The organism is Flavobacterium limi, from assembly GCF_010645075.1.
Lineage (GTDB): Bacteria > Bacteroidota > Bacteroidia > Flavobacteriales > Flavobacteriaceae > Flavobacterium > Flavobacterium limi.
In genome coordinates this window covers 208244-235231 of sequence record NZ_JAADZV010000008.1, presented here as the reverse complement: position 1 = coordinate 235231, position 26988 = coordinate 208244, and the positions used below count along the sequence as shown (strand labels likewise).

General features: G+C 35.5%; 17 protein-coding genes. 13 read left to right on the top strand and 4 right to left on the bottom strand.

Features of this window, described 5'->3' with window-relative positions; all coding sequences use genetic code 11:
- Positions 1–27 precede the first annotated feature (27 nt).
- From GXM16_RS16975 to GXM16_RS16965, 3 genes are all read left to right on the top strand, one after another.
- Positions 28–1536 carry an FGGY family carbohydrate kinase gene (locus GXM16_RS16975; RefSeq protein ID WP_163395684.1) on the top strand — a complete coding sequence of 503 codons (1509 nt, stop codon included), beginning with the start codon at positions 28–30 and terminating at the stop codon, positions 1534–1536.
- Between the two features lie 144 nt (positions 1537–1680).
- The gene (locus GXM16_RS16970) at positions 1681–1830 is read left to right on the top strand and encodes a hypothetical protein (RefSeq protein WP_163395683.1); all 150 of its coding nucleotides are present in this window, start codon (positions 1681–1683) and stop codon (positions 1828–1830) included.
- Positions 1814–2311, top strand: a complete 498-nt coding sequence (locus tag GXM16_RS16965; RefSeq protein ID WP_163395682.1) for a DUF6169 family protein — start codon at positions 1814–1816, stop codon at positions 2309–2311. Before GXM16_RS16970 ends, GXM16_RS16965 begins: the two co-directional genes overlap by 17 nt.
- Before the next feature lie 72 nt (positions 2312–2383).
- On the opposite strand, the gene GXM16_RS16960 is transcribed toward GXM16_RS16965, so the two are convergent.
- Both GXM16_RS16960 and GXM16_RS16955 read right to left on the bottom strand, forming a co-directional pair.
- Entirely contained in the window at positions 2384–3382 is a 999-nt protein-coding gene (locus GXM16_RS16960; RefSeq protein WP_163395681.1) for a DUF2695 domain-containing protein, read from the bottom strand.
- Positions 3383–3852: 470 nt separating this feature from the next.
- Positions 3853–4551 carry a DUF1826 domain-containing protein gene (locus GXM16_RS16955; protein ID WP_163395733.1) on the bottom strand — a complete coding sequence of 233 codons (699 nt, stop codon included), beginning with the start codon at positions 4549–4551 and terminating at the stop codon, positions 3853–3855.
- Between the two features lie 592 nt (positions 4552–5143).
- Between GXM16_RS16955 and GXM16_RS16950 the strand changes: the two genes are divergently transcribed.
- The 6 genes from GXM16_RS16950 (at position 5144) to GXM16_RS16925 (ending at position 18699) form a co-directional block, all read left to right on the top strand.
- On the top strand, positions 5144–8746 hold the full coding sequence (locus GXM16_RS16950; RefSeq protein ID WP_163395680.1) for a hybrid sensor histidine kinase/response regulator transcription factor: 3603 nt from the start codon (positions 5144–5146) through the stop codon (positions 8744–8746).
- A 264-nt stretch (positions 8747–9010) separates the two neighbouring features.
- Positions 9011–12001 (top strand): glycoside hydrolase family 2 protein, encoded by a 2991-nt coding sequence (locus GXM16_RS16945; protein ID WP_163395679.1) that lies wholly within the window; start codon positions 9011–9013, stop codon positions 11999–12001.
- Positions 12002–12106: 105 nt separating this feature from the next.
- Complete coding sequence (locus tag GXM16_RS16940) at positions 12107–13273, top strand: glycoside hydrolase family 27 protein (protein ID WP_163395678.1); 1167 nt, start codon at positions 12107–12109, stop codon at positions 13271–13273.
- A gap of 10 nt (positions 13274–13283) precedes the next feature.
- Complete coding sequence (locus GXM16_RS16935) at positions 13284–16136, top strand: alpha-L-rhamnosidase (protein ID WP_163395677.1); 2853 nt, start codon at positions 13284–13286, stop codon at positions 16134–16136.
- Between the two features lie 9 nt (positions 16137–16145).
- Entirely contained in the window at positions 16146–17600 is a 1455-nt protein-coding gene (locus GXM16_RS16930) for a sialate O-acetylesterase (protein ID WP_163395676.1), read from the top strand.
- Positions 17601–17652: 52 nt separating this feature from the next.
- On the top strand, positions 17653–18699 hold the full coding sequence (locus tag GXM16_RS16925; RefSeq protein ID WP_163395675.1) for a LacI family DNA-binding transcriptional regulator: 1047 nt from the start codon (positions 17653–17655) through the stop codon (positions 18697–18699).
- 88 nt (positions 18700–18787) lie between these two features.
- On the opposite strand, the gene GXM16_RS16920 is transcribed toward GXM16_RS16925, so the two are convergent.
- Positions 18788–20458: a RagB/SusD family nutrient uptake outer membrane protein gene (locus tag GXM16_RS16920; RefSeq protein WP_163395674.1), complete on the bottom strand. Its 1671-nt coding sequence runs from the start codon at positions 20456–20458 to the stop codon at positions 18788–18790.
- A gap of 10 nt (positions 20459–20468) precedes the next feature.
- Positions 20469–23480, bottom strand: coding sequence for a SusC/RagA family TonB-linked outer membrane protein (locus GXM16_RS16915; protein ID WP_163395673.1), 3012 nt, complete (start codon positions 23478–23480; stop codon positions 20469–20471).
- A 428-nt stretch (positions 23481–23908) separates the two neighbouring features.
- Here GXM16_RS16915 and GXM16_RS16910 point away from each other — a divergent pair, with 428 nt between their 5' ends.
- The 4 genes from GXM16_RS16910 (at position 23909) to GXM16_RS16895 (ending at position 26903) form a co-directional block, all read left to right on the top strand.
- A complete protein-coding gene (locus tag GXM16_RS16910; RefSeq protein ID WP_163395672.1) occupies positions 23909–24862 on the top strand; it encodes a hypothetical protein in 954 nt (317 codons plus the stop codon).
- A 260-nt stretch (positions 24863–25122) separates the two neighbouring features.
- Entirely contained in the window at positions 25123–26127 is a 1005-nt protein-coding gene (locus GXM16_RS16905; protein WP_163395671.1) for an SDR family oxidoreductase, read from the top strand.
- A gap of 54 nt (positions 26128–26181) precedes the next feature.
- Complete coding sequence (locus tag GXM16_RS16900) at positions 26182–26520, top strand: DUF2188 domain-containing protein (protein WP_163395527.1); 339 nt, start codon at positions 26182–26184, stop codon at positions 26518–26520.
- A 26-nt stretch (positions 26521–26546) separates the two neighbouring features.
- Positions 26547–26903, top strand: coding sequence for a hypothetical protein (locus tag GXM16_RS16895; RefSeq protein WP_163395670.1), 357 nt, complete (start codon positions 26547–26549; stop codon positions 26901–26903).
- The last annotated feature ends 85 nt before the right edge of the window (positions 26904–26988 follow it).

Here is a 26988-nt window from a genome sequence, read left to right as displayed (position 1 = left end):
AAAAACTTTTTTTACTGTAAAAAATAAATGAAAAAATATATTCTTGCTATTGACCAGGGTACCAGCAGTACTAAAACTATCCTTTTTGACGAATCAGGACTTGCTGTTGCCAAAGGCAGTGTAGATCTCAAAACGAATTATTTTGACAATGGTTTTGTAGAACAAAATCCGGAAGATATTTATCAAAATGTGCTGGATTCTGTTCGTCTTTGCCTGAATAATTTTATCAATCTGGGATTGCAGCTCGCCGATATTGTTTCATGCGGAATCAGTAACCAAAGAGAAACATTTGTACTTTGGGACAAAGACGGAAAAGCATTGGCCCCTGCAGTAGTCTGGGCTTGCAAACGTTCGATTAATATCTGTTCCGATTTAATTAAAAAAGGGCAAAATGATTTTATCAAACAAAAAACCGGTTTACTTCTAGACCCTTATTTTTCGGGAACTAAATTACTTTGGCTGGTACAAAATGATGTCGAATTAAAAAAGAAAGTCGAAAATGGAGAAGTGTATTTTGGTACCGTAGATTGCTGGCTTTTATACAAGCTTACTAATGGAACTCATTTCAAAACCGATTATACAAACGCTTCCAGAACCTTGCTTTTCAATATTCATACCCTAAAATGGGATACAGAAATTCTTGAAAAATGGGGATTGAGCAAATTAAACCTGCCTCACGCCTGCCCTTCTTCACATGATTTTGGAAAGTTTGATCTAAAACAGATTCTGAACGATACTACGACCATTACAATTCCGATCACAGCTTTGATTGGTGACTCCCATGCAGCTACTTTTGGAGAAGGCTGTTTTGAAAAAGGCACTGCCAAAGTCACACTGGGAACTGGAAGTTCGATTATGATGAATATTGGAAATGAAGCTGTTTTATCCAATTCCGGGATGCTGACAACCATTTGCTGGAGTACGAAAGACCGGGTAGATTATGCTCTTGAAGGGGCTATCGTTTCCTGTGGTTCTACTATAGAATGGCTGAAAAACGAATTACAATTATTCTCCAATGTGGCAGAAACAGCCACTATGGCAACAGCTATTGCTGACAATGCAGGCGTTTATCTGATTCCGGCTTTTAGCGGATTAGGCGCGCCACACTGGCAAATGAGCCGAAAAGCATCCATTGAAGGAATGACTTTCGGAACCACTAAGAATCATATTGTCAGAGCGGCTTTGGAAAGTATTCCCTACCAGATAAAAGATGTGGTTGAGGCTATGGCAAAAGATATGAAAGCGCCATTAAAATCTATTTCGGTAAACGGAGGTTTGACTCAAAACCAATTTGTCATTCATTATTTAGCTGATTTATTGGGAATTCCGCTGAACAAGCAGCGAAATCCGGATGTTTCTGCTTTAGGTGCCGCTTATTTATCGGGGCTAAAAAGTAATATTTACAGCAGTATCGAGCAACTTTCGAATCTTGTTAAAAACCAAACTGAACAGGTTTTAGCCGACCTTAATAATGACTTGCCGGCGAATGGATACCTGGGCTGGAAAGAAAAAATAAAAACAGTTAAACTGAATTAAAAATTTGCCCCCAAACTAAAAAAGACATGGCATAAGCCAATTGCTCAATTCGGTGTAGTATCTTACAGGAGAAGCAATTTAGTTCTTTTTTTATCTTTAATTAAATTGTATTTTTATCTTTGTAGAATTGTAATAAGACCTGTAATGAAAAAGATCGTAATAAATAAAGAAGCTGTGATTTCTTCAGTAACCAAAATGGTTGCCGATAAGTCTGCTGTTCGTTCCTTTTTGAAAGGCAAAACTTCTATTGAAACTTTGACTCAAAAAGGGATTAAGTTTGCCAAACCCATATAATTATCAATTTGACGAAATAACGCAATCTTATGTTTTTACCACAGATAACGGTATAGAATATAAGATTGCTTTTATTTTAAATTATACATTCTCTGCAGTTTCTAATATTGAAATTGATAATATTTATCAAGTAATTATCGAAAAAACTACAGAGATTAAAGAACCTCTCGATCGTAATGTATCAGCTACAATTTGTGAGATTTTATCAATTTTCTTTGAGAACGCCAGAAATACAATTCTTTATATTTGTCACGATGATGATGAGAGAGCTGAAGTAAGATTTAGAAAATTTAATATATGGTACACTGAGAGTAAATTAACAGATACTGTAACCAAAATTGATAATATAATTGTTAGTGAAAATGTTGCAGGTTCTGCAAAAATATATTCTTCCTTATTATATCACAATGAAAATACTAATAGAGAAACTATACTCGATATTTATCATTCGATCGAACAAATTTTGAGCGAGAAGCCCTAATTTATGCCGGATTCCTAGGCCTCTTCGTTTAGTGTTCCTACTATTTCAGTTGCTGTTAGTTATAGTTTTTCATTACCTAAATATTACCTTATGTATTTTTAAATCAATTTTCGTTCCGCCAATTCCTGTTATTTCCATAAAATATGTACCCATTGGTTTTCCAATTTCAATTTTTTCAATTCTCGATAAATAATATTCTGCATCTCTTTCCGAAAATTTTGATAAAGACTCTAGTTTAAAATCTCGAATTTTTTTCGCAAATTCTTTTCCGTTAGTAGGTATTATCTCTTTTACAATTCCAATTTCAGATGGCAACTCAGATTCAGTTCCGTTAAAAAAATGTACACTTTTCCGAACCCTCTTTTTGGGTTTAAATCCGAAAGGTGCCGGAATTAATAATTCTCCATTTTTAGTATAGCTATTATTATTATTGTACTCCGAACTGGAAAATAATGCTTTCGTATAAACTTTATGTTCTGTTTGTTGAAAATTCAGAGGTGTTTTGAACGGATTTTTGTAGTCTGGTTCATTATTTCCTGATTCTATTTCTAAACTACAATTTTCTGGTAAATTCATTATTACTTCACAATCACAAAATCCACCATTACATTCTAAAACATCGATTAAGTCAGCCTTATTAATTTCATTTCTTTCAGCCCATTCAAAAGTATTTTTCAACGAATGGTCACATCCATTCTTTTCAATTTGATTTTCTATAAAAATACAAAGTTCAGTTACTTGATTTTCTGTTAATACAGTCATTTTCTTTAATTGTGGCAACGTTCGGCTTATTTTTTTTAACTCGATAATTAATGTCTTTATTTTATTCTTAATTATATAGCTATTAATATTGGCTCCTGCTCCTAACAGATATAAATCGTCACTAATATTTGTGAGTTTTTTCATGGCTGAATTTTTGTCCGGAGACCAAATCTTACCTGTATTTGATTTACCATCCTTAGAAAATATCTCAAAATAAAATGTTTCGCCGTCAGTTCCAAAGACTTGTTTTTCAGGTGGTCGGATTTGACTGGAAACTATATTAAAAAGAGATTTTATAAGCTCAAACAATTCGTCATCAATGATTTTAGAATTACTTATTAATTGAACATTCTTTTTATCATCAGTATACCAAAAACTGTTTGTAAGTGTATTTGCGATAATAATTTTTTGGTTATTTACGGCCTGGCACGAAAAAGCCGTTTCAGTCGAAAAGGAAGGAATTTTTGTATACTGAACAATTGAATTTTTAAAACCAGTGTGTATAAGCGGTAAAAGGTTTTTATAATACTCATTCAAAATTTTACTCCCTCTTTGAAAATCGGCAGGATTGAGATGATTTTGTGAAAAACACAATGAGCTGGTAAAAAGTAAGAAAAATAATAGATTTTTCATTAGCGTTATGTTCTTTCTCAAAAATAATCAAAAAAGATTGCAATCATCAAAAAAATATCTGATTACTTCTAATGAATAAAAATTTTGCATCTTAAAAAATTGATTATTATTTAACTACAATACATATAAATTTGAACAATCTTCATTTAACAAATCAACAACAACCGATATTCACCTTCATTTTCTATAGGTGCTCTGTGAATACAAGGCTGCACTTGTTGTTTTGGATGATCTACAGCCAGACGCCAAAGATGCATTAGCCCTAAATTAACAGGTTCTGCATCTTCATTTACCTGATAATGCAAATCAAAGTAATTTTCCGTTAAAAAGTTTTCGAACTCTTCCTCTGGTCCATTGTGCAGGTTTTTTAGTTTTGTCCGGATTTCCGGAATTAAAATTTTCTGCACTGCTTCGGAATTAGAAATAATATCACTTGCTACTCCATGATAAGTACATAAAAAAGTATCAGTTGCAACAGGTGAACGATCAACATGAAACGAATACACATCAGTAGATATGAAATCAAATTCATCGTCACGCTCATAACACTTCAGTAAATTAAGTGAGGGCGAAGCGCCAAAATCTGTTAACAACTGTAAATCTTTTAAGATTGTTTCCCGAGCAATATTACCTTTTTCTGAGAGTTGGAGTGCTATTAAATCTTCAGGATAAACTTCTGTTATATCTTCTTTTAGACAGAGCTGAGTTACAATCTCATTAAAATCCCCATCTAAATTTCTGTACCAGCACAGCGCATTTATTTCTCCGGTTAAATTGGTATTCACAAGTTCGGAGAAAGTGGATACTGTGGCAATTTGGCTGCAGCCAGAAAATGTATTATTCATAAGATGATAGTAACAAGATAATTTCTTCATATGTTACAAAATTATGCAATAGCTGTCAGTTGAAAAATATCTATTGCTAAAACTTTTGAAAGTGATTTTTTCGGAATCTCTCATCAATAAATTTTGATGTACTTTATTTAGCGTTTATAATTAAAATTTTATTTATAAAGTTATTTTTATCCTTTTAATTTTCTTAAAAAAGAAGAAAAACAAATTGAAGAGTTATTAAGAGAAATAAATTCAGAAAACGACTTAGAACATACATATTTTAAAAAACGCTCTTAAATTTAAGATATGAAAGCCAAATTTAATAGCTTTAACTTATAATTATTTTAAAAACAATAATTATAAACAATTTTTATATACTTAAGAAAAGAAGTTTAATATTAATACATTTATTTAACCATACTGATTCATGAAAATTTCTAATTTCAAATTTTGATCTCAATCAAATAATTATATTTTAAATTTACTTGGTACAAATTAGAAATGTATTTACATTACTAAACAAAATACAATTCAAACAATTATTATGAAAAAAGTGAGGCATAGAAACATTTATATTTTTTTTATTCTTAGCTATTTGATGTGCTTGAAAAATCTAAATGCGCAAAATCTTTTTTTTGAAAAAATTACAGGAAGAGAAGTAAACCCTGTGACGCAAATACATGGAATTGCTAAAGATTCTGTGGGTTACATCTGGATCGGAAGCTGGAATGGAGCTTACAGATACGATGGCAAAACATTTGACTTTTATTATCACAATCCAAATGATAAGACATCGCTTCCTAATAACCGTATCCGCAATATCTTTTCGGATAAAAAAACAGGTCTTTGGTTTTTAACTTTTGACAAAAAATATGTAAAATTCAATTACAAGCTAAATTCTTTTAAAATTATAGACTCGGTTCATGTTCCAAAATCTGTAATCAGGAATCTTGGCAGTACTTCCAATGCATTAAATAAAAATAAAATTATAGACGGAAAAAGATACTTTTTGTCCTCTCACCTCTTTACTTCACATGATCTGATCTCAGGAAAAGAACATCAGTATACAGCCAATATCAACCACCCCGGACAGTTACTGGATGATTATATAACTGATTTTTTTATTGACGATCAGAATATTATCTGGCTTGGAACCAGAGGCGGAGATATTTATAAAGCAAACCCAAACCGCAATCCTTTTGAACTGCATTACAGTTTTAGAAAAGGAAGTGACAATACCAAATTGGCAACGGTAAGAGCGGTAACAAAATATGAGGACAAAGTCTGGCTGGGGACTGATGAAGGTATTCTGATTTACAAAAACAATGAGTTAGATGCTAACAATCCATTTTATAAGTCCGGCAGCAGTATTAAGAATGTACGCAGTTTACTTAGAGACAACAAAGGCCGAATCTGGATTGGAGGAATCACCGGACTTGAATGTTATGATCCAAAAACAAACCGATGTACTGCTGTAATAAACAAAGTATTGGCTCCAAAATTAGAAACATGGTCGATTTTTACTTTAGAATCTAATGGTTCTGATTACTTGTGGACTGGTCTTTATAACGGAATAGCAAGAATTAATTTAGCCGATGACAGCATTCAGTATTTTAATCTGTCAAAAGAGATTAATCAACACAGTGTAATGGATATTTTATATGTTAATGATCATGAACTTTGGCTGGCCACTGAAGGTAATGGCATTGTTCGTGTTACAATAGACAGGAAAGGCATCGTAAAAAATGCTATTCGACTAAATTCATTTGAGAAAAATCCCAAATACAATTCTTCAGATAATATCATATTTGCATTGCATAAGGATAAACGTGGAAATGTCTGGGCCGGTTCCAGTGAAGGTCTGAATAAGATCTCTCCTTCGACCCATCCTATGCGGATTGAAAAAATACAGCTTTTTTCGGAAACGCCAAACACTTACATATCCTCTATAACCGATGACAATAAGGGGAATCTTTGGATCTCCCATAAACAGGGAATTTCGATGATTGATATTGCTTCGAATAAAATTTTAAATTATCAAAAAGAAGACCGGTTTGGCTTGTGGACATTTTCAGAAAGGGCTTTTTATAAGGATGCTTCAGGTCAGAAAATATATTTCGGGGATAAAAACGGATATGTAGCTTTTAATCCAAATGAAATTAAAACCGTAGAAGCGAATAACAAACTTGTTTTTAAATCTTTGTATTTAGCCAATGAAAAAGTGAGTCCGATGAAGCTCATTAACGGACAAAAAGTACTGTCAGAAGACCTTTCGCAAACCAAAGAAATCCAACTCGATTACGATAACCGAAGTTTTACGATAGAATTTGCCTCGCTGAATTACAACAGAACCAATAAAGAAATCTTCGAATATATGTTCGAAGGTTATGACGATAAATGGATCAAAACCAGTTCAGGCAAAGTAATTTACAACAAAATACCGCCGGGCAGCTATGTTTTTAAAGCCAGAATAATTTCACTGAATGATACTAAATCCCCAATCCAGACTTTAGAAGTAAATATTAGTGCGCCATGGTATGATACCTTATTGGCTAAAGGGCTGTTTTTACTACTAATAATAGGTTCTGTTTATTGGATTTTTAAAGAGATTTTGTACAGGGACCGTCTTAAAAACGAAATCAAATTAGCAAAACTGAATACAGAGAAACAGGAAGAATTAAATCGTGAAAAATTAGAGTTTTTTACCAATATTTCACATGATTTAAAAACGCCGCTAACACTGATTGCAGATCCGATAAAACAGTTGGAAAACAAAGATTTATCAATAAACGAGAAGACACTTTATTTTTCAATCATCAATAGAAATTTAAATTATCTGACCCGATTAATCCAGCAGATTTTAGATTTCAGGAAATCAGAAATTGGAAGATTAAAATTAAATACCAGCACACAGAATTTTAATGTATTCATCGAAGAATGCTATAATACGTTCAAATATATTGCAGATAAACGCAGTATCAATTTTAAACTTGAGACAGAAAAAACGCCTCTAAATTGCTATTTAGATTTTGAAAAAACAGATCAGATTTTAATCAATATAATATCTAATGCTTTAAAATATACACCTGACGGAGGTACTGTTTTACTTTCAGCACATTTGAATAACACAGGAACTGAATTAGAAATCACTGTTCAGGATAATGGTATAGGGATTGAATCAAAAGAACTAGAAAAAATATTTGAACCTTTTAATAATTCAGGGCCTAATCCTTTTCACGGTTATTCTTCCGGAATTGGTTTATCATTAACCAAAAGTCTTGTTGAATTTTTAAACGGAACAATTACAATTGAAAGTATTGTAGATAAAGGAACAACTGTGACTATTTCATTGCCTTTTAACGCTTCATCAGAAACGCCTGTTATCCATAATAAAGAAATATCAGTTGAAACATTAGAAGACAAATCACCTGAGGATTTAGCGTTACAGGATGAAACTTATAAACCTACTGTACTTGTGGTTGAGGATAATCCCGATGTTCAGGCTTATTTAAATAATGAATTATCAAATGAATATATCATAATTCAGGAATACAACGGAAAAAAAGGTCTTGAAACAGCCATACAGACAATTCCTGATCTTATTATTTCCGACGTTATGATGCCTGAAATGGAAGGGACTGAATTGTGCAAAGAACTTAAAATGAACGAAAATACCTGTCACATTCCAATCATTTTATTAACTGCAAAAGGATCTGATGAAAATCAGATTGAGGGTTATGAACTAGGTGCCGAAGCTTATGTAATGAAACCTTTCAGTGTTGAAGTTTTAAAAGCTCAGATTAAAAGCGTGCTGGACAACAGGCTCATTCTGCAAAATAAATTAGCCCACATCAACAGTATCAGTCAGCTACAGGTGGAATCACCGAATCTGGATAAGATTTTTATTTCTAAAACAGTTGACCTGATCAGTTCCCATATCGAAGAAACCGATTTTACTGCTGAAACACTGGCAAATGAATTAAAAATCAGCCAAAGACAATTATACAGAAAAATAAAAGCGGTCAGCGGCTGTACGGTTCATGAGTTTATTACAAAAGTGAGAATGGATCATGCTGAAAATCTTCTGAAAAATTCAGATCTCAGTATTTCACAGATTGCTTATAAAGTAGGTTTTTCAGAAGCGTCTAATTTTTCAAGAACGTTTTCGAAACATTTTGGCTGCAGCCCATCACAATATGGTAAATAGTAATTATCAGTAAGGCACTGCATCTTACATTTTACATTTTTACAGTTTATAAACTACAACAATACTAATAACTCCTATATAATATTAAATATCAAATAGATAAATAATGAAATACAGTTTCTTATCATAACCTGACATGGCAGAATATGATATGAATTGGCAATCTTTGATAGCAGAAAAACAGCGTATAAAACTAAATTTGTTAAAGCTTCTCACGGGTTTTAGCAGAAGCTTTGAAAGATTACTAATTTATTAAGAACTAAAATGAATAGAAAGTTTTTTTATCCTGTTGTCACTTTATTGCTCCTGTTTGTAAACTTTACATTTGCTCAAAAACAAAATTCCGACGGAATTAAATATAATTTCAACTATGACTGGAGGCTTTTTGCAGGTGATGATGATCAGGCAAAAAATGCAACATACAATGATACAAACTGGACGAAAGTAAATCTTCCTTATGCATGGAATCAATCAGAAGCATTCAAAGTAGATATTACAAGATTACCTACAGGTATTGCGTGGTATCGTAAAACATTTCAGCTTCCGGCAAAATTCAAAGATCAAAAAGTCTTTATCGAATTTGAAGGTGTAAGACAGATGGGCGAAATTTATGTAAACGGAAACTTTGTTGGCAGACATGAAAATGGTGCTATGGCTTTTGGTTTTGATATTACTTCCTTAATAAAGCCTTTCCCTCAGGAAAATGTAATTGCAGTTAAAACTGATAATGACTGGAAATATAAGGAGAAAGCAACAGACTCCGGATTTCAGTGGAACGACAAAAACTTCAATGCCAATTATGGCGGAATTCCGAAGAATGTTTATCTGCATATAAAATCAAATGTATACCAGACCCTTCCCTTATTTTCAGGCTTAGGTACAACTGGAACTTACGTTTATGCATCTGACATTGATATTGCAAAAAAGAAAGCAGTAATCAATGTGTCGTCACAAGTTAAAAATGAACATACAGCAGCAGTTAATGCACAATTAAAAATCAGTGTTACAGATATGAACGAAAAAGTGGTTGCTACTTTTTTAGGACAAACTGCTTCAATAAAACCTAATGAAACAAAAGATTTAAAAGCCTCCAAAGTTTTGAATGACCTGAATTTCTGGAGCTGGGGATATGGTTATTTATACAATGTCAAAAGCGAATTGGTTGTAAACAATAAAGTTGTAGATCAAACCACTATTCGCACCGGATTTCGAAAAACCAAGTTCGAAAAAGGTATGATCTGGCTAAACGATCGTGTCATTATGATGCACGGTTATGCACAGCGAACTAGTAACGAATGGCCTTCATTGGGAATGTCCGTTCCGGCTTGGATGAGCGATTACAGCAACAGCCAGATGATCGAAAGCAACGGTAATCTGGTACGCTGGATGCACATTACACCATGGAAACAGGATGTAGAATCATGCGACAGGGTTGGTTTGATTCAGGCAATGCCTGCTGGGGATTCTGAAAAAGATGTTACCGGCAGAAGATGGGAACAGCGTACCGAGTTAATGCGTGATGCCATTATTTACAACCGAAATAATCCGAGTATTTTGTTCTACGAATGTGGAAATGAAAGTATTTCTGAAGAACATATGGCAGAGATGAAAGCCATTAGAGATAAATACGACCCTAATGGAGGCCGTGCGATAGGCAGCCGTGAAATGCTGGACAGCAAAACTGCTGAATATGGCGGAGAAATGCTCTACATCAACAAAAGTGCAAGACTTCCTTTCTGGGCTACAGAATACAGCCGTGATGAAGGGCTTCGCAAATATTGGGATGAATTTACCCCGCCTTTCCATAAAGAAGGAACTGGTGGCACAACCCATACGAATGTTAACGGAACAAAAGTAGCAGATGCAAGCGCCTATAATCACAATCAGGACGCTCATGCCATAGAAAATGTAGCACGTTGGTATGACTATTATCGTGAGCGCCCGGGAACCGGAACAAGAGTTAGCTCGGGAGGCGTAAATATTATTTTTTCAGACAGTAATACGCACTTTAGAGGAGCCGAAAATTACCGAAGAAGCGGTGAAGTCGATCCGATGAGACTTCCCAAAGATGGTTTTTATGCCCATAAAGTAATGTGGGACGGATGGGTAGATATTGAGAATCCTTCAGCTCATATTATCGGCCACTGGAATTACGACAGTGCAGTTACTAAAAAAGTTTCTGTGGTATCCTCTGCTGATACGGTAGAATTGTTTCTTAATGATAAAAGCTTAGGAAAAGGCATTCAGTCTAATCAGTTTTTATTCAGTTTTGAAAATGTAAAATTTGAACCGGGAACTATTCGCGCTGTTGGGTATGACAAAACAGGCAAAAAAATCTGCGAAACGGAAATTAATACCGCTGGTAAACCTGCTGCAGTAAAACTAACTGCCATTCAAAGACCGGGAGGAACATTAGCTGATGGCAGCGATGTCGCAATTGTAGAAGTTGAAGTCGTAGATGAAAAAGGAAACCGCTGTCCGACTGCTCTCAATATGATCAATTTTGATGTTCAGGGGCAGGGCACTTTTATTGGTGGAATTGCCCAGGGACCGGATAATTACATCGGTTCGAAAAACCTTCCTGTTGAATGCGGGGTTAATCGAATTATGGTGAGAGCAGGTGAAAAACAAGGAGAAATTAAAATAAAAGCTTCTTCTGAAAATCTAAAAACGGCTAATCTGGTCATTAAAACCATTGCTCTAGATAATGCAAAACTCACCACAGTTATGCCGGATCATAAACTGCCTTCTTATACTAAAAAAGGCCCATCACCAAGTACACCTTCGTTTAAAAAGACCAGAAAACCAATTGCCATAATTGATGCTAAAACGGCTTCGAACCAGGCTGATGCTGCTAAAAGTTATGACGACAATGAGTTAACAGAATGGTCAAACAGTAAAGACGGAAGTCCGGTAATTGAATTTGAATTAGAACGTGAAGCCGTGATCAGTCAGGCAGTAATCAAATTTGCAGGATGGAGAAGCAAAAAATATCCTGTTAGAATTTTTGTAGACAATAAAGAAGTATTTAACGGTACAACGCCAACCAGTTTAGGATATGTAACGCTGGAATGCAAGCCAACAAAAGGCAAAAAAGTACGAATTGAACTGGCCGGCGCCACTAAGGACAGCAACGAAATCAATCTGGTTGAAATTACAGGAAAGGTCGATCAGGCCGGATTAAAATCAGGAGATAAAAAGAACGGTGAATTGCCAATCGTAGAAGCAGAATTTTATGAGCCTCTTGAAAAATAAAGTTTAGGACTTAAAAAAATATTCAAAAATAAAGTTTGTTTGGTTTAATTGGTTTGCTATCAGGTAACTCATACTTACCTGATAGTTTTTTTACTCATTTAAAACATGAAAAAATACAAGATCATAACTGTTATTTTATTCGTCGTTAATTTTATGTCCGGTCAGTATGAAAAGCCTCCTATTATGGGCTGGAGCAGCTGGAATCATTTTCATATTAATATTGATGAGAATATTATTAAGGCTCAGGCAGATGCTATGGTAGCAACCGGAATGATTGATGCGGGATACCAATTTATCAATATAGACGATGGTTTTTTTGGAGGAAGAGATTCAATTACTGCAAAACTCTATTGTCATCCTGTAAAATTTCCTTCAGGCATGCGGTTGTTATCTGATTACATAAGAAACAAAGGTTTAACGCCCGGAATTTATTCGGATGCTGGAAAAAACACCTGCGGTTCTAAATATGACAAAGACCCTCATGGATTTGGAGTTGGGATGTACAATCACTTAGAAAATGATGCTGCCACTTTTTTTGCAGACTGGAATTTTGATTTTATAAAAATTGACTGGTGCGGAGGAAAATGGCTTGAACTAAATGAAGAAACAGAATATACTAAAATCATAAACGGCATTCATAAAGTAAAACCAGATGCCCGTATCAACGTTTGTCGTTGGGAATATCCGGGAAAATGGGTAGAGAAAATAGCTGACTCCTGGCGGATTTCAGGAGATATCAGAGAAAATTTTGGTTCTATTAAAAAAATTATTGATTTAGCTGCCGATACTTATAAATACAGTTCACCGGGACATTATAATGATTTGGATATGCTTCAGGTAGGTCGTGGAATGAGTTATGATGAAGACAAAACCCACTTTACGATCTGGTGCCTGATGAATTCTCCCCTACTCGCCGGAAATGATTTGCGTAAAATGTCTGCAGAAACAATAGAAATCCTTACCAATAAAGAAATTATTGCTTTGAATCAGGATAAAGGATTTTATCAGGGACGACGTTTAAAAGTAATTAAAGAAAGTGGTTTAGAAATCTGGGAGAAAAAATTGGGTAAAAATCACGACGGATTAGCTATTGTATTGTATAATCCTACTGACAAAGAGATTAGATTCACTTTAAAACCGGAAACTATAGGAATTAAAAAAGATACTCTAATTAGAGATTTATGGCTGCATCAGAATTTAGGTGAATTTGGGAAATCAAAAACGTTCCATATTCCTAAGCATGGTGTTGTGGTTTTTAAAACGCTAAAATAATTATTGGAAAATGAAGAAGATACTCCGTTTTTTTGTATTCACCTTTTTAATGTGTTTTTCAATACAGGGTTTTGCAAAATCTACTGAAATTAGCAATCTTCGGGTAAATTTTATGCACAATCCTGTGGCGTTGGACAAAATGCCCTTATTCAGTTGGGAAATACGTTCTTCAAAACGTGCTGTTCTACAAACCTCTTATGAGATTTTTGTTTATGAAGGTGCTAAAGTGATCTGGGATTCCGGAATTGTAAAATCATCAGAGACTAATAATATTAAATACACAGGCAATGATTTACAATCTTCGACAACCTATACATGGAAAGTTGAAATTGTAATCAATAATTCTGAAAAAATTAAATCTGCAGAAAAAGCCTTTTTTGAAACTGGATTACTAAATTCAGGATGGAGCGGTGCAGCCTGGATTATGTATGATAATGCAGACGACACTTTTGAAAAAGAAAAACAAACGGATAAAGCGATGATGTTTCGTTCGGAGTTTGAGCTTGAAAAACCTGTAAAATCAGCCAAAATATATACGACTAGTATAGGTATTCACGATTTGTTTTTAAATGGAAAAAGAGTCGGACATCAAGCCGGGAATGGAGAAACGGTTTATGATGAATTAAAACCGGGTTGGACTGATGTGCGCAATACCGTTTTTTATCTTACTTATGATGTTACTCCTTATTTAAAAAAAGGACAAAACACAGTTGGCGCTTATGTGAGCAGTGGCTGGTCCAGCGGTGTAATTGCTCATGATCGTTATAAAAATCCTGCTCTAAGTTACAAAGCTAAACTGATTGTGGAATATGTTGGTGGTTCCCAAAAGATTATTGTAACCAATACTAAAAATTGGAAATCTTCCGTTAACGGAGCCATTCGCATGGCTGATATTTATGCTGGAGAAGATTATGATGCCCGTTATACTAATGACTGGACAAAACCTAATTTCAATACAGCCAACTGGCATTCAGTACTTGAGAACAATACTGTTTCAGCACAAACTACTGCCTACATCGGTTTGCCTGTCCGCGTTCGTAAAGATTTAAAAACTATTCCACAGTATATTACTATTTATAAGGACATACAGAAAAATGAAAGTGATTTTGGATCCGTTATCCCAACAAAACAATTAAAAAAAGTCACCTCCTTTACATTAAAAAAAGGAGAAACAGCCGTTCTTGATTTCAGACAAAATCTGGTAGGCTGGACACCTTTGACATTAAAGGGACAAGCAGGTACCAAAATCAAAATCCGTTATGCCGAAATGCTAAATGATTCGGGAAGTAAGAAACGTGGAAATGATGGCCCAAAAGGGACTTTGTATCTTAAAAATTTACGTAAAGCGCGGGCTTCCGTCAATTACATTATAGGAAGTACAATGGCAGAAAGTTATACTCCATCGATGACCTGGTTCGGATTTCGGTATGCTGAAATGACTGCCGATGCAGATGTCGAAATTAAAAATATTTACGCAGAAGTGATCAGCTCTGTTGACAAAGAACAATCGGCTATTGTCACCAATCATCCTGATGTAAACCAGCTTTTCCAGAATACGCTTTGGGGACAACGAGGTAATTTTATAAGCGTTCCTTTAGATTGCCCTCAGCGAAATGAGCGAATGGGCTGGACGGGAGACACTCAGGTTTTTGCTAATACTGCAATGTACAATCAAACGAATTTAGTTTCTTTCTACCAAAAATGGATGGGAGATGTGCGTGACGGACAAGACGAAGACGGTGCTTTTCCAAGCATTGCTCCTCAAACGTGGGGAGCTGTGGGCAAAGCGGAATCCGGCTGGGCAAATGCCGGTGTAATTGTGCCATGGATCGTGTATACTATGAGTGGAAATCAATCTGTTCTGGAAGAGAATTATCAGGCGATGACCCGTTATATGAATTTTCTTTCCACCAAATCAGAAGCAGAATTTAAATACGTTGGCGGAGGAACAAAATATGGTGACTGGTTAGCCTACAAAGAAACTAATAAACGTTTTATCAGTGTGTGTTATTATGCTTATGATGCTTTGTTAATGGCTAAAATAGCGAAGGCATTACAAAAAACATCTGATGCTGATAAATATGATACGCTATACCAAAATATTAAAGCAGAATTCAATAAACGATATGTAATTGCAAAAGGAACTTTAAGCGAAAATACCCAAACAGCCTATTTATATGCATTAAAACTGCATTTATTCAATTCAAAGGAAGAAACAGAAATTGCTACAAGTCATTTAGTGAAATTGCTGGAAGCTAACAATTACAAACTGGCAACCGGTTTTTTAGGAACAGCGATTTTAAATCAGACCCTGAGCGAAATTGGACAGAGTGATATGGCTTACAATCTTTTATTGCAACGAAATAATCCTTCGTGGCTGTACAGTGTAGATCAGGGCGCAACCACTATTTGGGAGCGATGGAATTCGTATACGATTAAAGATGGTTTTGGCGATGCCAGCATGAATTCCTTTAACCATTATGCTTATGGAGTAATAGTAGAATGGATGTATGCTTATATGGCAGGAATTAAAACAGAAGATGCAGGATTTAGAAATATTATTATTGAACCACAGCTAGATTTACGCAAAACATTTCCTCAGGGACAAAAACAAATTACCGAGGTTAAGGGAGAATATGCTTCAGTCAACGGAATGATAAAAAGCCACTGGAAGATCAAAGGCAATCAGGTAGAATATAATATTAGTGTTCCTGCTAATACTATGGCTCAGTTTATTGTGCAGAATACAATGAAAAATATTCCTAAAGAAGGAGATGGAATCCAATCCATTTCGCAAAAAGACAATAAAACAGTGATTGGTTTAGGTTCTGGTGAATATGAGTTTAAGATGAATTTAAAATAGAAAATAATCATGAAAAATATACTAAGATTATGCTTGTTCATTTTTTTTGGTGTCATTCTTAATACTTACAGTCAGACTGCCAATTCAAAACCGTATGATCTTTATTTACTCATTGGGCAATCCAATATGTCGGGACGTGGAAAAGTAGAAACAAAAGACGAAGTTATTCCGGAGAATATCCTAATGCTTGACAAAACCAATAATTGGATACCAGCCAAAGATCCGATGCATTTTGACAGAGATTATGCCGGTGTAGGTCCCGGAATAAGTTTTTCAAAAAAAATGCTTGAAGATCAAAAAAATGTAACAATAGGTTTGATCCCTTGTGCATGGGGAGGCCCCCCTATCAAAGTCTGGAAATACGGAGCAAAGTATTTTAATAATTTTCCCTACGATGAGGCTGTGGCGCGTGCCAAAATTGCGATGCAAAAAGGAACTCTAAAAGGAATTCTGTGGCATCAGGGGGAATCAGACAATGATGCTGAAAAATCGAAAATCTATTTAGAAAATTTAAAAGAACTTGTTGCTAATCTCAGAAAAGATTTAAATGTCCCTGACCTGCCATTTGTTGCCGGAGAAATTGGACGTTTTAACAAAGAAGATTACATCAACAAAATAATAAATTCACTTCCTGATCAAGTCACGAATACAGCTGTAGTTCCTTCAGAAGGGTTGACAGATAAAGGAGATCAATTACATTTTGATACACCTTCGGCTCAGGAATTGGGCAGGCGTTATGCTGTTGCGATGAAAAAATTATTTCAAAATTCTTCGAAAAAAACCTCAAAAAGAAAACCTATTGTAATTCTAACTTTTGATGATGCAGAAATCACCCATTACAATAATGTGGCTCCTTTATTGTCTGAATATGGGTATGATGCGACTTTTTTTGTATGCGAATTTCCTGCTCGAAATCCGGATGAGAAAAAGGAATACATGACCTGGAACCAGATTCAGGAACTTTATAAAAAGGGTTTTGAAATTGGAAATCATACCGGTCATCATAAAAATGTTACCAAATTAAGTCCCGAAGATATTGAGAAGGAAGTTAATTATGTCGAAGAAAAATGTGCCGAATTTAAAATCCCGAAACCAATTTCATTTGCTTATCCGGGAAATCGCTATGACAGTATTTCTCAGCGAATTTTAAAGCAAAGAGGCTATAAATATGCCAGAGCAGGCTCAAGCAAAACATACAATCCCCAAATAGATTCGATACTTGCTATACCCAGTTACACTGTAATATCTTCTGATAAACATATGGAGCGGGTAACAATGGCACTTAAAAATCTCCATGCAGGAGACATTATTGTTTTAACATTTCATGGTACTCCTGATGTGATTCATCCGGATTATTCGACAACCATAGCATCCATGAAGGAATTATTTCAGTTTATAAAAGAAAATAAATACAAAGTAATTGCAATGAGGAATTTAGAGAAAGTAATAACAGAAGGCAATTAAATTTAGTGTTAATAATAAATTTTACAGTTTATAATCTTTAAATTTTTAGAATATGGGTTGTATTACACAAAAAGATATAGCAAAAGTGTTTGGAGTGACTGCTGCAACTGTTTCTAAAGCACTTAATGACAGTTACGAGATAAGTTCAGAAACCAAAAAAAGGATTATAGATTATGCAAGGGCAAACAATTTTAAGCCTAATCCAATAGCCAAAAAACTAAAACTTGGGCACTCAAATACTATTGGTGTTATTGTGTGTTCTATTAATAATTTGTTCGTTACACAAATATTAGAGGGAATTTATGAGGCTCTGGCAGATACTTTTCACGATATCATTATCATGCAGAGCCATGAAAATATTGAGAACGAAAAAGACTGTCTGGAAGCTTTGGTTTCCCGTGGTGTTGACGGCATTATAATGGCTCCGGTAAGCGAGATTTCGAATATTGACAGAATCAGGGATATCAATGAAAATACATGCCCTGTAATATTATTTGACAGAATACAATCAGATTTGAATGTGACTAAAATTGGTGTTCAGGAAATCAAAGGCACTTTTGAAGCAACCAAACACCTTTTCAGTATTGGCAGAAATAATATATTATTTATAACTGGAGATAAATTTACAGACAGACATCCCAGACTGAAAGGATACAAAAGTGCCTATCAGAAATTTGATGTGCCGTTTAATGAAAATTATATACTAACCTGTGACCTGGCAAATCCTGATGCGATGGATGCCAAAATCACCCAGACTTTGACTGAATTAGACCATTTAAATATGATGCCGGATGCTATTTTAGGAGCAACTGATACGATTACTATCCGCACTCTTGGGGTCTTGGCAGCGATGAAGATTGAAGTCCCTAAACAAATCGCTGTCATTGGGTTTTGCAATACTGACAATGCTTCCTCTATGAATCCGTCTTTATCTACTGTACGCCAGCCTGCAACAGAAATCGGTGCATTGGCTTTAAAAAAAATGGTCGAAAAACTGAATTCACCACAAAATAGCATTCAGATGCCGGAAACAATATTATTCGACACTACAATTCAGCTTAGAAATTCCACTACTTTAGAAACAACATACAAGTATTAGATAAACTTTATCAGTTTGTAAGTTTAATCCAAAATATAAAATAAAAAAGCAGACAGTTACAGACTGCCTGCTTTTTTTAGTATCTATGTTAATTAACGTATCCTGTATTCTGCTCTAAAACAGCACCGGTATTTCGTTCAATTTCCACAAAAGGTATCGGCCATAAGTTATGGAAAGTTTCTATTCCGGTGTAATACGGATTAAATCTTGTTACCCTGTCATATAAAAGACCTAACCTTTGAAGCGTTAGCCTGCGTTTTTCCTCCATCCCTAATTCTCTCATCCTTTCATCCAGAATATAATCTATGGTTACTGCTGAAGGATCTATTTGTGAAGCATTTGCCCTCTTTCTGACAACATTAATATCTTCAGCGGCTTTATCTGGCTTACCATCTTTTAAATAGGCTTCAGCTCTCAGCAAATACGTTTCCGCGAGTCTGAACATATATTGATCTGTATAAGTTGCACCAGCTGTACCTTTTAGTGTTTTTTTGGCTAAATCGGCATAAATTCCTGTTGGATGATCGCCCGGTGTAGTAACCTTAGACTGATAAGCATAAAAATTTCTCCCAGGAACTGTAACGCCTGCAGGTGGTGCTTCTGTCGAAATGGTTTTACCAAAAAAAGCAGCCTGTGCCGGGTCATTATAAGTAAAAACCCTGACGAAGTTATGATTGGCATTCCTCATGTCATTGTTAAAATCACTCTGCCAGATCGTATTGCTGAAATATTTGGTTGAAATGGCCCAGCCAATTCCTCTTCCTCCTGTATAATCACTTACAGGATACAGAAAAGGTTTCTTTCCTCCTACAGTCAATGCCCCTATATTGGGTGCATGGTGGCGCTCCATCATAAATGATCCTATTTTATCTGACGAAATGGTTCCACCTCCCAAAACATCGGTTTCGAACTGAATAACCCATAACCCTTCCCTGTTCCCTGAAGCCCTGTTTTGATTATTTCTTCTGAACAAATCCCAATATACGTCTTTACCGGCTTCTGATGAAAAAGTTCCGAAACGATTCTGCATTAAATCGGTATTGGGATCGTCAATAACTTTGCTTGCTTCAGTTACGGCAAGTGCCGGCATGTCATTGGCGAGATAAACTTCTGATAATAAATGCGATGCGGCCAGTTTGTGCAACTCCCCATCTTTTACTTCTGTAATGCCTTTTAAATTTTCTGCTGCAAATTTTAAATCGATAATACACTGATCCAAAACTTCTTTTTTAGTAGCTCTGACAAAATCAAATTTTGAAGATGTAATTTCTGTTAAGCTTAAAGGCACCCCTCCGTAAAGATAAGCCAGTGTTCTGTAGGCCAATGCCCTGAAAAATCTCGCTTGGGCTTCAATCTTAATTTCCTGCTCATTGGTAAGTTCTATTTTTTGAAGCCTTGAAATTGCCAGATTAGCTTCTGAAACAATTTTGTAAAGGTCTGTCCAATGCGTTTCCGGAACCTTATTTCCTCCGGATGGCTGCATTACTGAGGTGTAAGGTGTCCAGCGTCTGGCATCGGGCTGTCCGTCATAAACCAGGTCTGTTCCGTAGGTATAGTCAAAAGGAAAATTGGCGTCCTTACTGTAGAACTCACTTCGTACCCTGCTGTAAAGTCCGCTGATCGTACGATTGAAGTCATCATAGTTATTAAAAGCATTGTCAGCAGCAAAAAAATCTACCGGAGTTTCTTTCAAATATTCGTCACTACAGGAAAGCAGGCAAATTGCCAGAAAAAAAGGAAAAATATGTTTGATTTTCATAATAATAATTTTAAAAAGTTACGTTCAACCCAAGTGAATAGCCCTTAAGAACAGGACGCCCGTTATCTGCAAGTCCGTTACCGGTTTCAGGATCCCAGCCTCTCCATTTTGTCCATGTCGCAAGGTTTTTACCACTTAAATACAATTGTAGGGAGCTTACTCCTAAGTTTTTAAGAATTTCTTTTGGCAAATTATACGAAAAAGAAATATCCTGCAGACGTACAAAATTCCTTGCATACAGTTTATTTGCGGATACTGCCGGAGCGTTAATATAACTTGGATTTACCCCATCCGGATTTATTGGCGACCAGAAATCGGTATTGTTAAGGAAATTAAATACCTGCGCATTCTCATCGCGTCTTCCGCCGTACGTTGGCTCATTTGCGCTTAAATAACTATTTTTGCCTCCCTGGACGGTATTAAAAAAGATGTTCAGCGAAAAATCTTTGTAGGTAAATGTGTTTAAAAGACCTGCCCTGAAATCAGGATCGGTTTTGCCTAATATTTTTCGGTCAGCCTGTGTAATCGTACCATCACCATCCTGATCAATAATTCTTCTGTTTCCTAACGAATATCCTGTGGGAATCACATCTCCAATCTGGTAAATATCGCCAACTTCATAACCATATATGCTTCCTATTGAATGTCCAATGAATAAATCACTTGCTGTAATATCATCTTCTTTTCCATCACCATCTTCGTCTAAACCGTTTAAGGATAGAATTTTGTTGGAATTATGCGAATAATTTACAGTGGTACTCCATTTAAAATCTTTTGTATCAATGTTTTTCGAGGTTAAGGTGAATTCCAGTCCTTTGTTTCTTATGTTTCCAAGGTTTACATTAATGGAATTTACACCTGAAATTGCCGGAATAGGCTGAGGGAATAACTGGTCTGTAGTTTTGGTATTATAATATTCTACGCTTCCGGTAATTCTGTTTTTAAATAATGAAAAATCTACTCCTAAATTGATCCCTCCGGTCTTTTCCCATTTCAAATCAGGTTGTTGCAGACTGTTTAATGTCTGTCCTAAAGAAGTTGATCCTCCATCGCCAAAAACATAGGCATCATAAAGGCTCATTGTAGAAAGCGAAAAATATCTTGTGGTCAAATTTCCAATAGTTCCGTAACCTCCACGAAGTTTCAGGGAATTCACTGCATTAATATTTTTGAAAAAGCCTTCTTCACTAATAACCCAACCCAGAGAAACAGACGGAAAGACTCCCCATTTATTATTTTCTGCAAAGCCTGAAAATCCATCTCTTCTGATAGTTCCCGTTACAATATATTTGTTTCTAAACTTGTAATTTACCCTTCCCATCTGGTAATTCAAAGCTTCATCCCACCCGTCCGAAGTGGTTTTTTGAATAGCAGCCAGTTCAAGACTGTTGTAGCTCAGATTCAAATTGGTAAAACCAGTACCCGTTGCTGAAGTGGATTCACTTTCCCTGTGTGTTACACCATACAGTAATGTTACATCAAGGTCATGATCGTCTGCAATTGTTTTTTTATAGGTAACAATGTTGTCAAAAGTATAATCGTATCTGGTAGAATTATTTTTATAAGCTGAACCAGTTTCTCCGGCACCATAGATATTGGAATTATAATGCCCGGTTGTCGTGTAATTATTTCCAAAATTGATCTTATAACTCAATCCTTTAACAAAAGGTATTTTTATGTCTGATGAAAAATTAGCAAAGAGATACGTGCTTTTATCATAATCGTCAATGGCAAATGTTTTAAAAGGATTGCCCAGAGTATTATTTCCTGTTGGATTTGAAACAATATTCCCTTCATCATCATAAGGGCTAAAGAGACTTGGCATTCGGATGATATTTGCTAAAGTAGGTTCTTCTCCGCTGTAATCGCTGAAAGTAGCAAAAGATTGCATAGAGACATTCCACCAATCGGTTACATCTACACCTACATTTGCTCTTACAGTTGTTCTTTTAAAAAGGTCATTCACTATATAACCAGCCTGATCTGTGTAGGAAGCAGACAATAAGTAATTTACTTTGTTTCCTCCTCCTGCAATACTTACCTTATAATCTTTGATATCTCCCGTTTTAGTACCGTTTGCCCACCAGTCATAGTCGCCTTCAATTATATTTCCGTTTGAATCTACTTCGGTTGTGTATAAATAATCTGCTAAATTGAAAGTGGGATCCGGCTGTGTATATTCTGGAGCCAGATAAGCTTTGTCCCAATACAGGTTTTTTACTTTATCAAGATAGGCTTGTCTTCCCAGAGGCCTGATATTACTTGTTGGTGTCTGTGTTGTATACGAAGTAGAGAAACTGATTTGCGGTGCTTTGTTTTTTCCGCCCTTTTTGGTCGTAATCAAAATTACCCCATTAGCACCCTGAGCACCATATACTGCTGCAGAACTGGCATCTTTCAGCACATCAATAGTCGCAACATCGTCAGGATTTATGTTGTTGATGCCTCCGGGAAAATTCACGCCGTCAACTATTACCAGTACATTACTGTTTCCTCCTAATGAAGTCTGACCTCTGACTGAAATACTCGGATTCTGCCCGGCACTGTTTACCTGTCCTACATTTAAACCTGCTACTGTTCCCTGAAGGGTTTGTGCAATACTCACATTTGGAGCCTCTCTGAAAGGTTCCAGATTGGCTCTTGAAACAGCTCCTGTAAGATCTCCCTTTTTCTGAGAACCGTAACCTACAAGAACAACCTCCTGAAGCTCATTTGGATTATCTTTTAAAATAATATTAATGGATGCTGCCTGTGTTACCATAATTTGCTGTGTCACCATTCCGATAAAGGAAATTACAAGGGTCTCACCCAGATTTGCTTCAATGGAAAACTTTCCGGTATAATCGGATTGTGCGCTTCGTTGGGAACCTTTTACAAGAACATTTACTCCGGCAATGGGCAGTCCATCCTTATCCACAATAGTTCCGTCAATCAATTTCCCCTGAGCCGAGGAAAGTGTTGGTGAGAAGCAGATGATCAACAGTAAAAGTCGGATAGCATAATATCGAACACGTTTTTTCATAAGTAGTTAATTTCGGTTAGTTAATAATAACTCAAAATTAACGTACTGAAATTCCAGACTATCCTGAGATGTACTGCAAGGCAGAAAAATCCTGAATTTCATCAAAACAACAGATTGTTAAAGCCTTATAAATACTGGTTTTACGATTGCTTAATCGTATTCGTAACTTTTTTATTACATTTAACATGAAAGAAAAATACAACTATCGCTATCCATCGGATCAGCATATTTGGCATTAAAACAGTACAATTACATTTCTAACTAATAATTAAAAACTATTTCAATATGGATTAAAGGTTCATTGGTCTCCTTGAAAAAAATGTTGCCGGATTAAAAAATGGAAATTATATAACTCTTTTATAAAATAATGTAAATATTCAAAATTGGTTATTTAACAAATTCGATAATCCCTAAATTGTCTTAAAAACATGATACGAATTGTTTTCTTTTTTTATATAATTTTTCCTGTCCTTTCCTTTTCGCAGACAATTTATGATCCTAAAGTTTCATTTGCTGTCGAAACTTATGCTTTTTTAAAAGGACAGAATGCGGCTCTTGAAAAAGTTTCTGAGGAATTTCCCCGGCTTAAACCTGTGGTTGGCGCCGCTGAAAAAAACTTATATACCGAATTCGGACGGGCTGAAAAAAACCTTAAACAATTTTTAAGTGAAGAACTTAATGATACCCAATTTGATTCATTACATAATCATATTGATTCTCTTTCAAATCATCAGCTTTCCAATCCCATTCAAAAAGAGGAATATGCGCATGAATTCCTTTTGATGGTAAAAGAGAGGTCAAATGAAAACATCAATAATGAATCGCTGTCAAAAGGTATTTTATCCTTCAAATATCACGACAAACCACATCAGGAGATTACAGATGGACATGTCGTTTTTTTTAGCACTGAAAATCATCCTAAAGCAGAGAATGCTTTTCTAAAAATCCCAATACCTAAAAGCTGGCTTGCTCAGGAAGCCTCAATGCCCGAAACGATTCAGCAGTTTACCAGTTATCACGGAAACGGCAATGAAAAAATATTAATTGTCGCATATGATCTTCCGGCAGATCTTAAGGATTTTAAACTTAGCGAAAAATCAATTCCTGCACTTTTGTCTCCTCAAACTAAACTTATTCGCACTGAATATGTAACAATAGATGGCATACCTTCTGTAATGATAGAAGCCGAAGAATCAATAGAATATAACAAAAAGAAGATGAAAATAAGAATGTTACAGTTTATGTTTGTCCAACATACAAAACTATACTGCCTGCAGGGAAGTATCGGCCCAGCTGAAGCAAACGAAGATCTAAGGCTTCAGATTAAAAAATATGAGCCGCTTTTCAGGCTTATTGCGTCAGGAACTGAACTAAACAATTAATAGCATTAAGAGAAAGTATTTTTATTTACTTCATTTGAGATCTTCTCATTCTTTCATGTGTATTTAACATATGCAGGTAAATGAATGCTGCTGAAACAAATTATCAGAAAACACAAAATACTCAATAACAAATAATTACATTTAAAATTAGACAAATTATATAAAGACATACAGTAATTATATAAAACTATTCCAATCTCTTTTATCAATTTTAATAATCATTAAAAATTCTTAATAAAGAACAACTAAAGATTATTACTATGGATAATAAAAATAATATATCGCGACGATCTGCAATTACAGGAATGGGGGCTATTTGTCTTACTACAGCTTTTACGCCTGTGTTAGGTTCTGAATCTGTCATCGATGAGAGACTTTATGCATCACTTCCGGAAGATCCTAAAACCAAATATCCGCGTCCTCCTTTTAAAGAACAAAAGCAGCCCTGGCCAGGTTTAGTAAGTAAAATGGATCCTCGTCCTGATCACGGTGAAAAAAGTTATAAAGGCTCCGGCAGGCTTAAAGGCCGTAAAGCATTAATAACGGGAGGAGATTCAGGTATGGGAAGGGCTGCCGCCATTGCTTATGCAAGAGAAGGTGCAGATGTGGCTATTAACTATTACCCTACCGAAGAGGAAGATGCCAAGGAAGTGATTCAGCTTATCAAAGCAGAAGGCAGAAAAGCAATTGCGATTCCAGGCGACCTGCGAGACGAAAACTTTTGCAAAACATTGGTTGATCAGGCAGTTAAAGCATTAGGAGGTTTGGATATTGTAATCAATAATGCAGCCAGACAGCAGACGCATGAATCGATTCTGGATATTTCGACCGAAGATTTTGATGCCACTATGAAAACCAATATCTATGCTCCATTCTGGATTATAAAGGCAGCGCTTCCGCATCTCAAACCCGGTTCGTCTATCATTGGAACCAGTTCTGTTCAGGCGTATGCCCCTACAGAAGATTTATACGATTATGCACAGACAAAAGCAGCTACTACCAATTATATAAAATCTCTTGCAAAACAGCTGGCTCCAAAAGGAATAAGAGTAAATGGCGTTGCACCCGGACCAGTCTGGACACCACTCCAGGTGAGCGGTGGAGCTACAATGGAAAAGCTAAAACAATTTGGCTCTCAGACTCCTTTGGGCAGACCAGGTCAGCCCGTGGAGCTGGCATCCATTTACGTACAGCTCGCAGCAGAAGATGCCAGTTATGCAACAGGTCAGATTTACGGTTCAAGTGGCGGAGAAGGTAATCCTTAAAAGAGAGAAAATTTTTAAGCTGAAAATTTTACAACTAATTTAAAACTTACAATTATGCCTTGGTATAACGGAGATTATCCTCCATCTTATAAAAATCAGCCTGAAGAAATTAAAGAAAAAGCTGTAGAAATAGCTAACGCTCTGCTTCTGGAGGGCGCTGAAGAAGGAATTGCGATTGCAACCGGACTTAAACAGGCACGGGAGCTCTTAAAAAATCATAGTGAGAAGAATAATCAAAAAATTATAATCATGAAAGACGATAAACAACAATCTGTAAAGAAAAGTTTAAAAGATTACGACCCAAAGGAAAATAAGAGTAATAAAAATAAAAAAAACAGCGAAGGAAAAACTATCGAAGAAGCAACAGATCCTTCCAAACTTTCTAAACTTTAATTATTAAAACACTAAAATTAAATATTATGTCAAGAGAAAACTATGATAACTACGATCAGGAAGATCTTAGTTATCACGCAGCGGATCATTCTGCCAGCGATTCGATCAATTCAGAAATTATGGAAAAAAAAGATCCTGCAATTAACCAGCATCAGGATGAGTCACATCGACACAAGCATATGCCAGAATATGAAGATAGCGATGATATATCAGCTAATAAAAAAGAAAATGATACCTCTGATCCATTCTTTCAAAAAAATGCACCAATTGCACAAGATTTAGATGAAGATCTTAAAAGTGATGATGATGATGATGATGATGATGATGCCAACAGAAGAACTTTAGATGAAGAAAAAGCCGATGAAGATGAGGAAGACTATTAATTGAAAATAATCAAGGATTATAAAAATAACCCTGAAAAAAATGATTACAATTTCTTTTCAGGGTTTTCTATTTATATTATATATC

Excerpts from the sequence above, each read along its gene's own strand:
- GXM16_RS16915 (WP_163395673.1), bottom strand. The coding sequence starts at position 23,480 with ATGAAAAAACGTGTTCGATATTATGCTATCCGACTTTTACTGTTGATC.
- GXM16_RS16975 (WP_163395684.1), top strand. The coding sequence starts at position 28 with ATGAAAAAATATATTCTTGCTATTGACCAGGGTACCAGCAGTACTAAA.
- GXM16_RS16955 (WP_163395733.1), bottom strand. The coding sequence starts at position 4,551 with ATGAATAATACATTTTCTGGCTGCAGCCAAATTGCCACAGTATCCACT.
- GXM16_RS16930 (WP_163395676.1), top strand. The coding sequence starts at position 16,146 with ATGAAAAATATACTAAGATTATGCTTGTTCATTTTTTTTGGTGTCATT.
- GXM16_RS16970 (WP_163395683.1), top strand. The coding sequence starts at position 1,681 with ATGAAAAAGATCGTAATAAATAAAGAAGCTGTGATTTCTTCAGTAACC.
- GXM16_RS16900 (WP_163395527.1), top strand. The coding sequence starts at position 26,182 with ATGCCTTGGTATAACGGAGATTATCCTCCATCTTATAAAAATCAGCCT.
- GXM16_RS16925 (WP_163395675.1), top strand. The coding sequence starts at position 17,653 with ATGGGTTGTATTACACAAAAAGATATAGCAAAAGTGTTTGGAGTGACT.
- GXM16_RS16945 (WP_163395679.1), top strand. The coding sequence starts at position 9,011 with ATGAATAGAAAGTTTTTTTATCCTGTTGTCACTTTATTGCTCCTGTTT.
- GXM16_RS16895 (WP_163395670.1), top strand. The coding sequence starts at position 26,547 with ATGTCAAGAGAAAACTATGATAACTACGATCAGGAAGATCTTAGTTAT.
- GXM16_RS16920 (WP_163395674.1), bottom strand. The coding sequence starts at position 20,458 with ATGAAAATCAAACATATTTTTCCTTTTTTTCTGGCAATTTGCCTGCTT.
- GXM16_RS16910 (WP_163395672.1), top strand. The coding sequence starts at position 23,909 with ATGATACGAATTGTTTTCTTTTTTTATATAATTTTTCCTGTCCTTTCC.
- GXM16_RS16940 (WP_163395678.1), top strand. The coding sequence starts at position 12,107 with ATGAAAAAATACAAGATCATAACTGTTATTTTATTCGTCGTTAATTTT.
- GXM16_RS16905 (WP_163395671.1), top strand. The coding sequence starts at position 25,123 with ATGGATAATAAAAATAATATATCGCGACGATCTGCAATTACAGGAATG.
- GXM16_RS16935 (WP_163395677.1), top strand. The coding sequence starts at position 13,284 with ATGAAGAAGATACTCCGTTTTTTTGTATTCACCTTTTTAATGTGTTTT.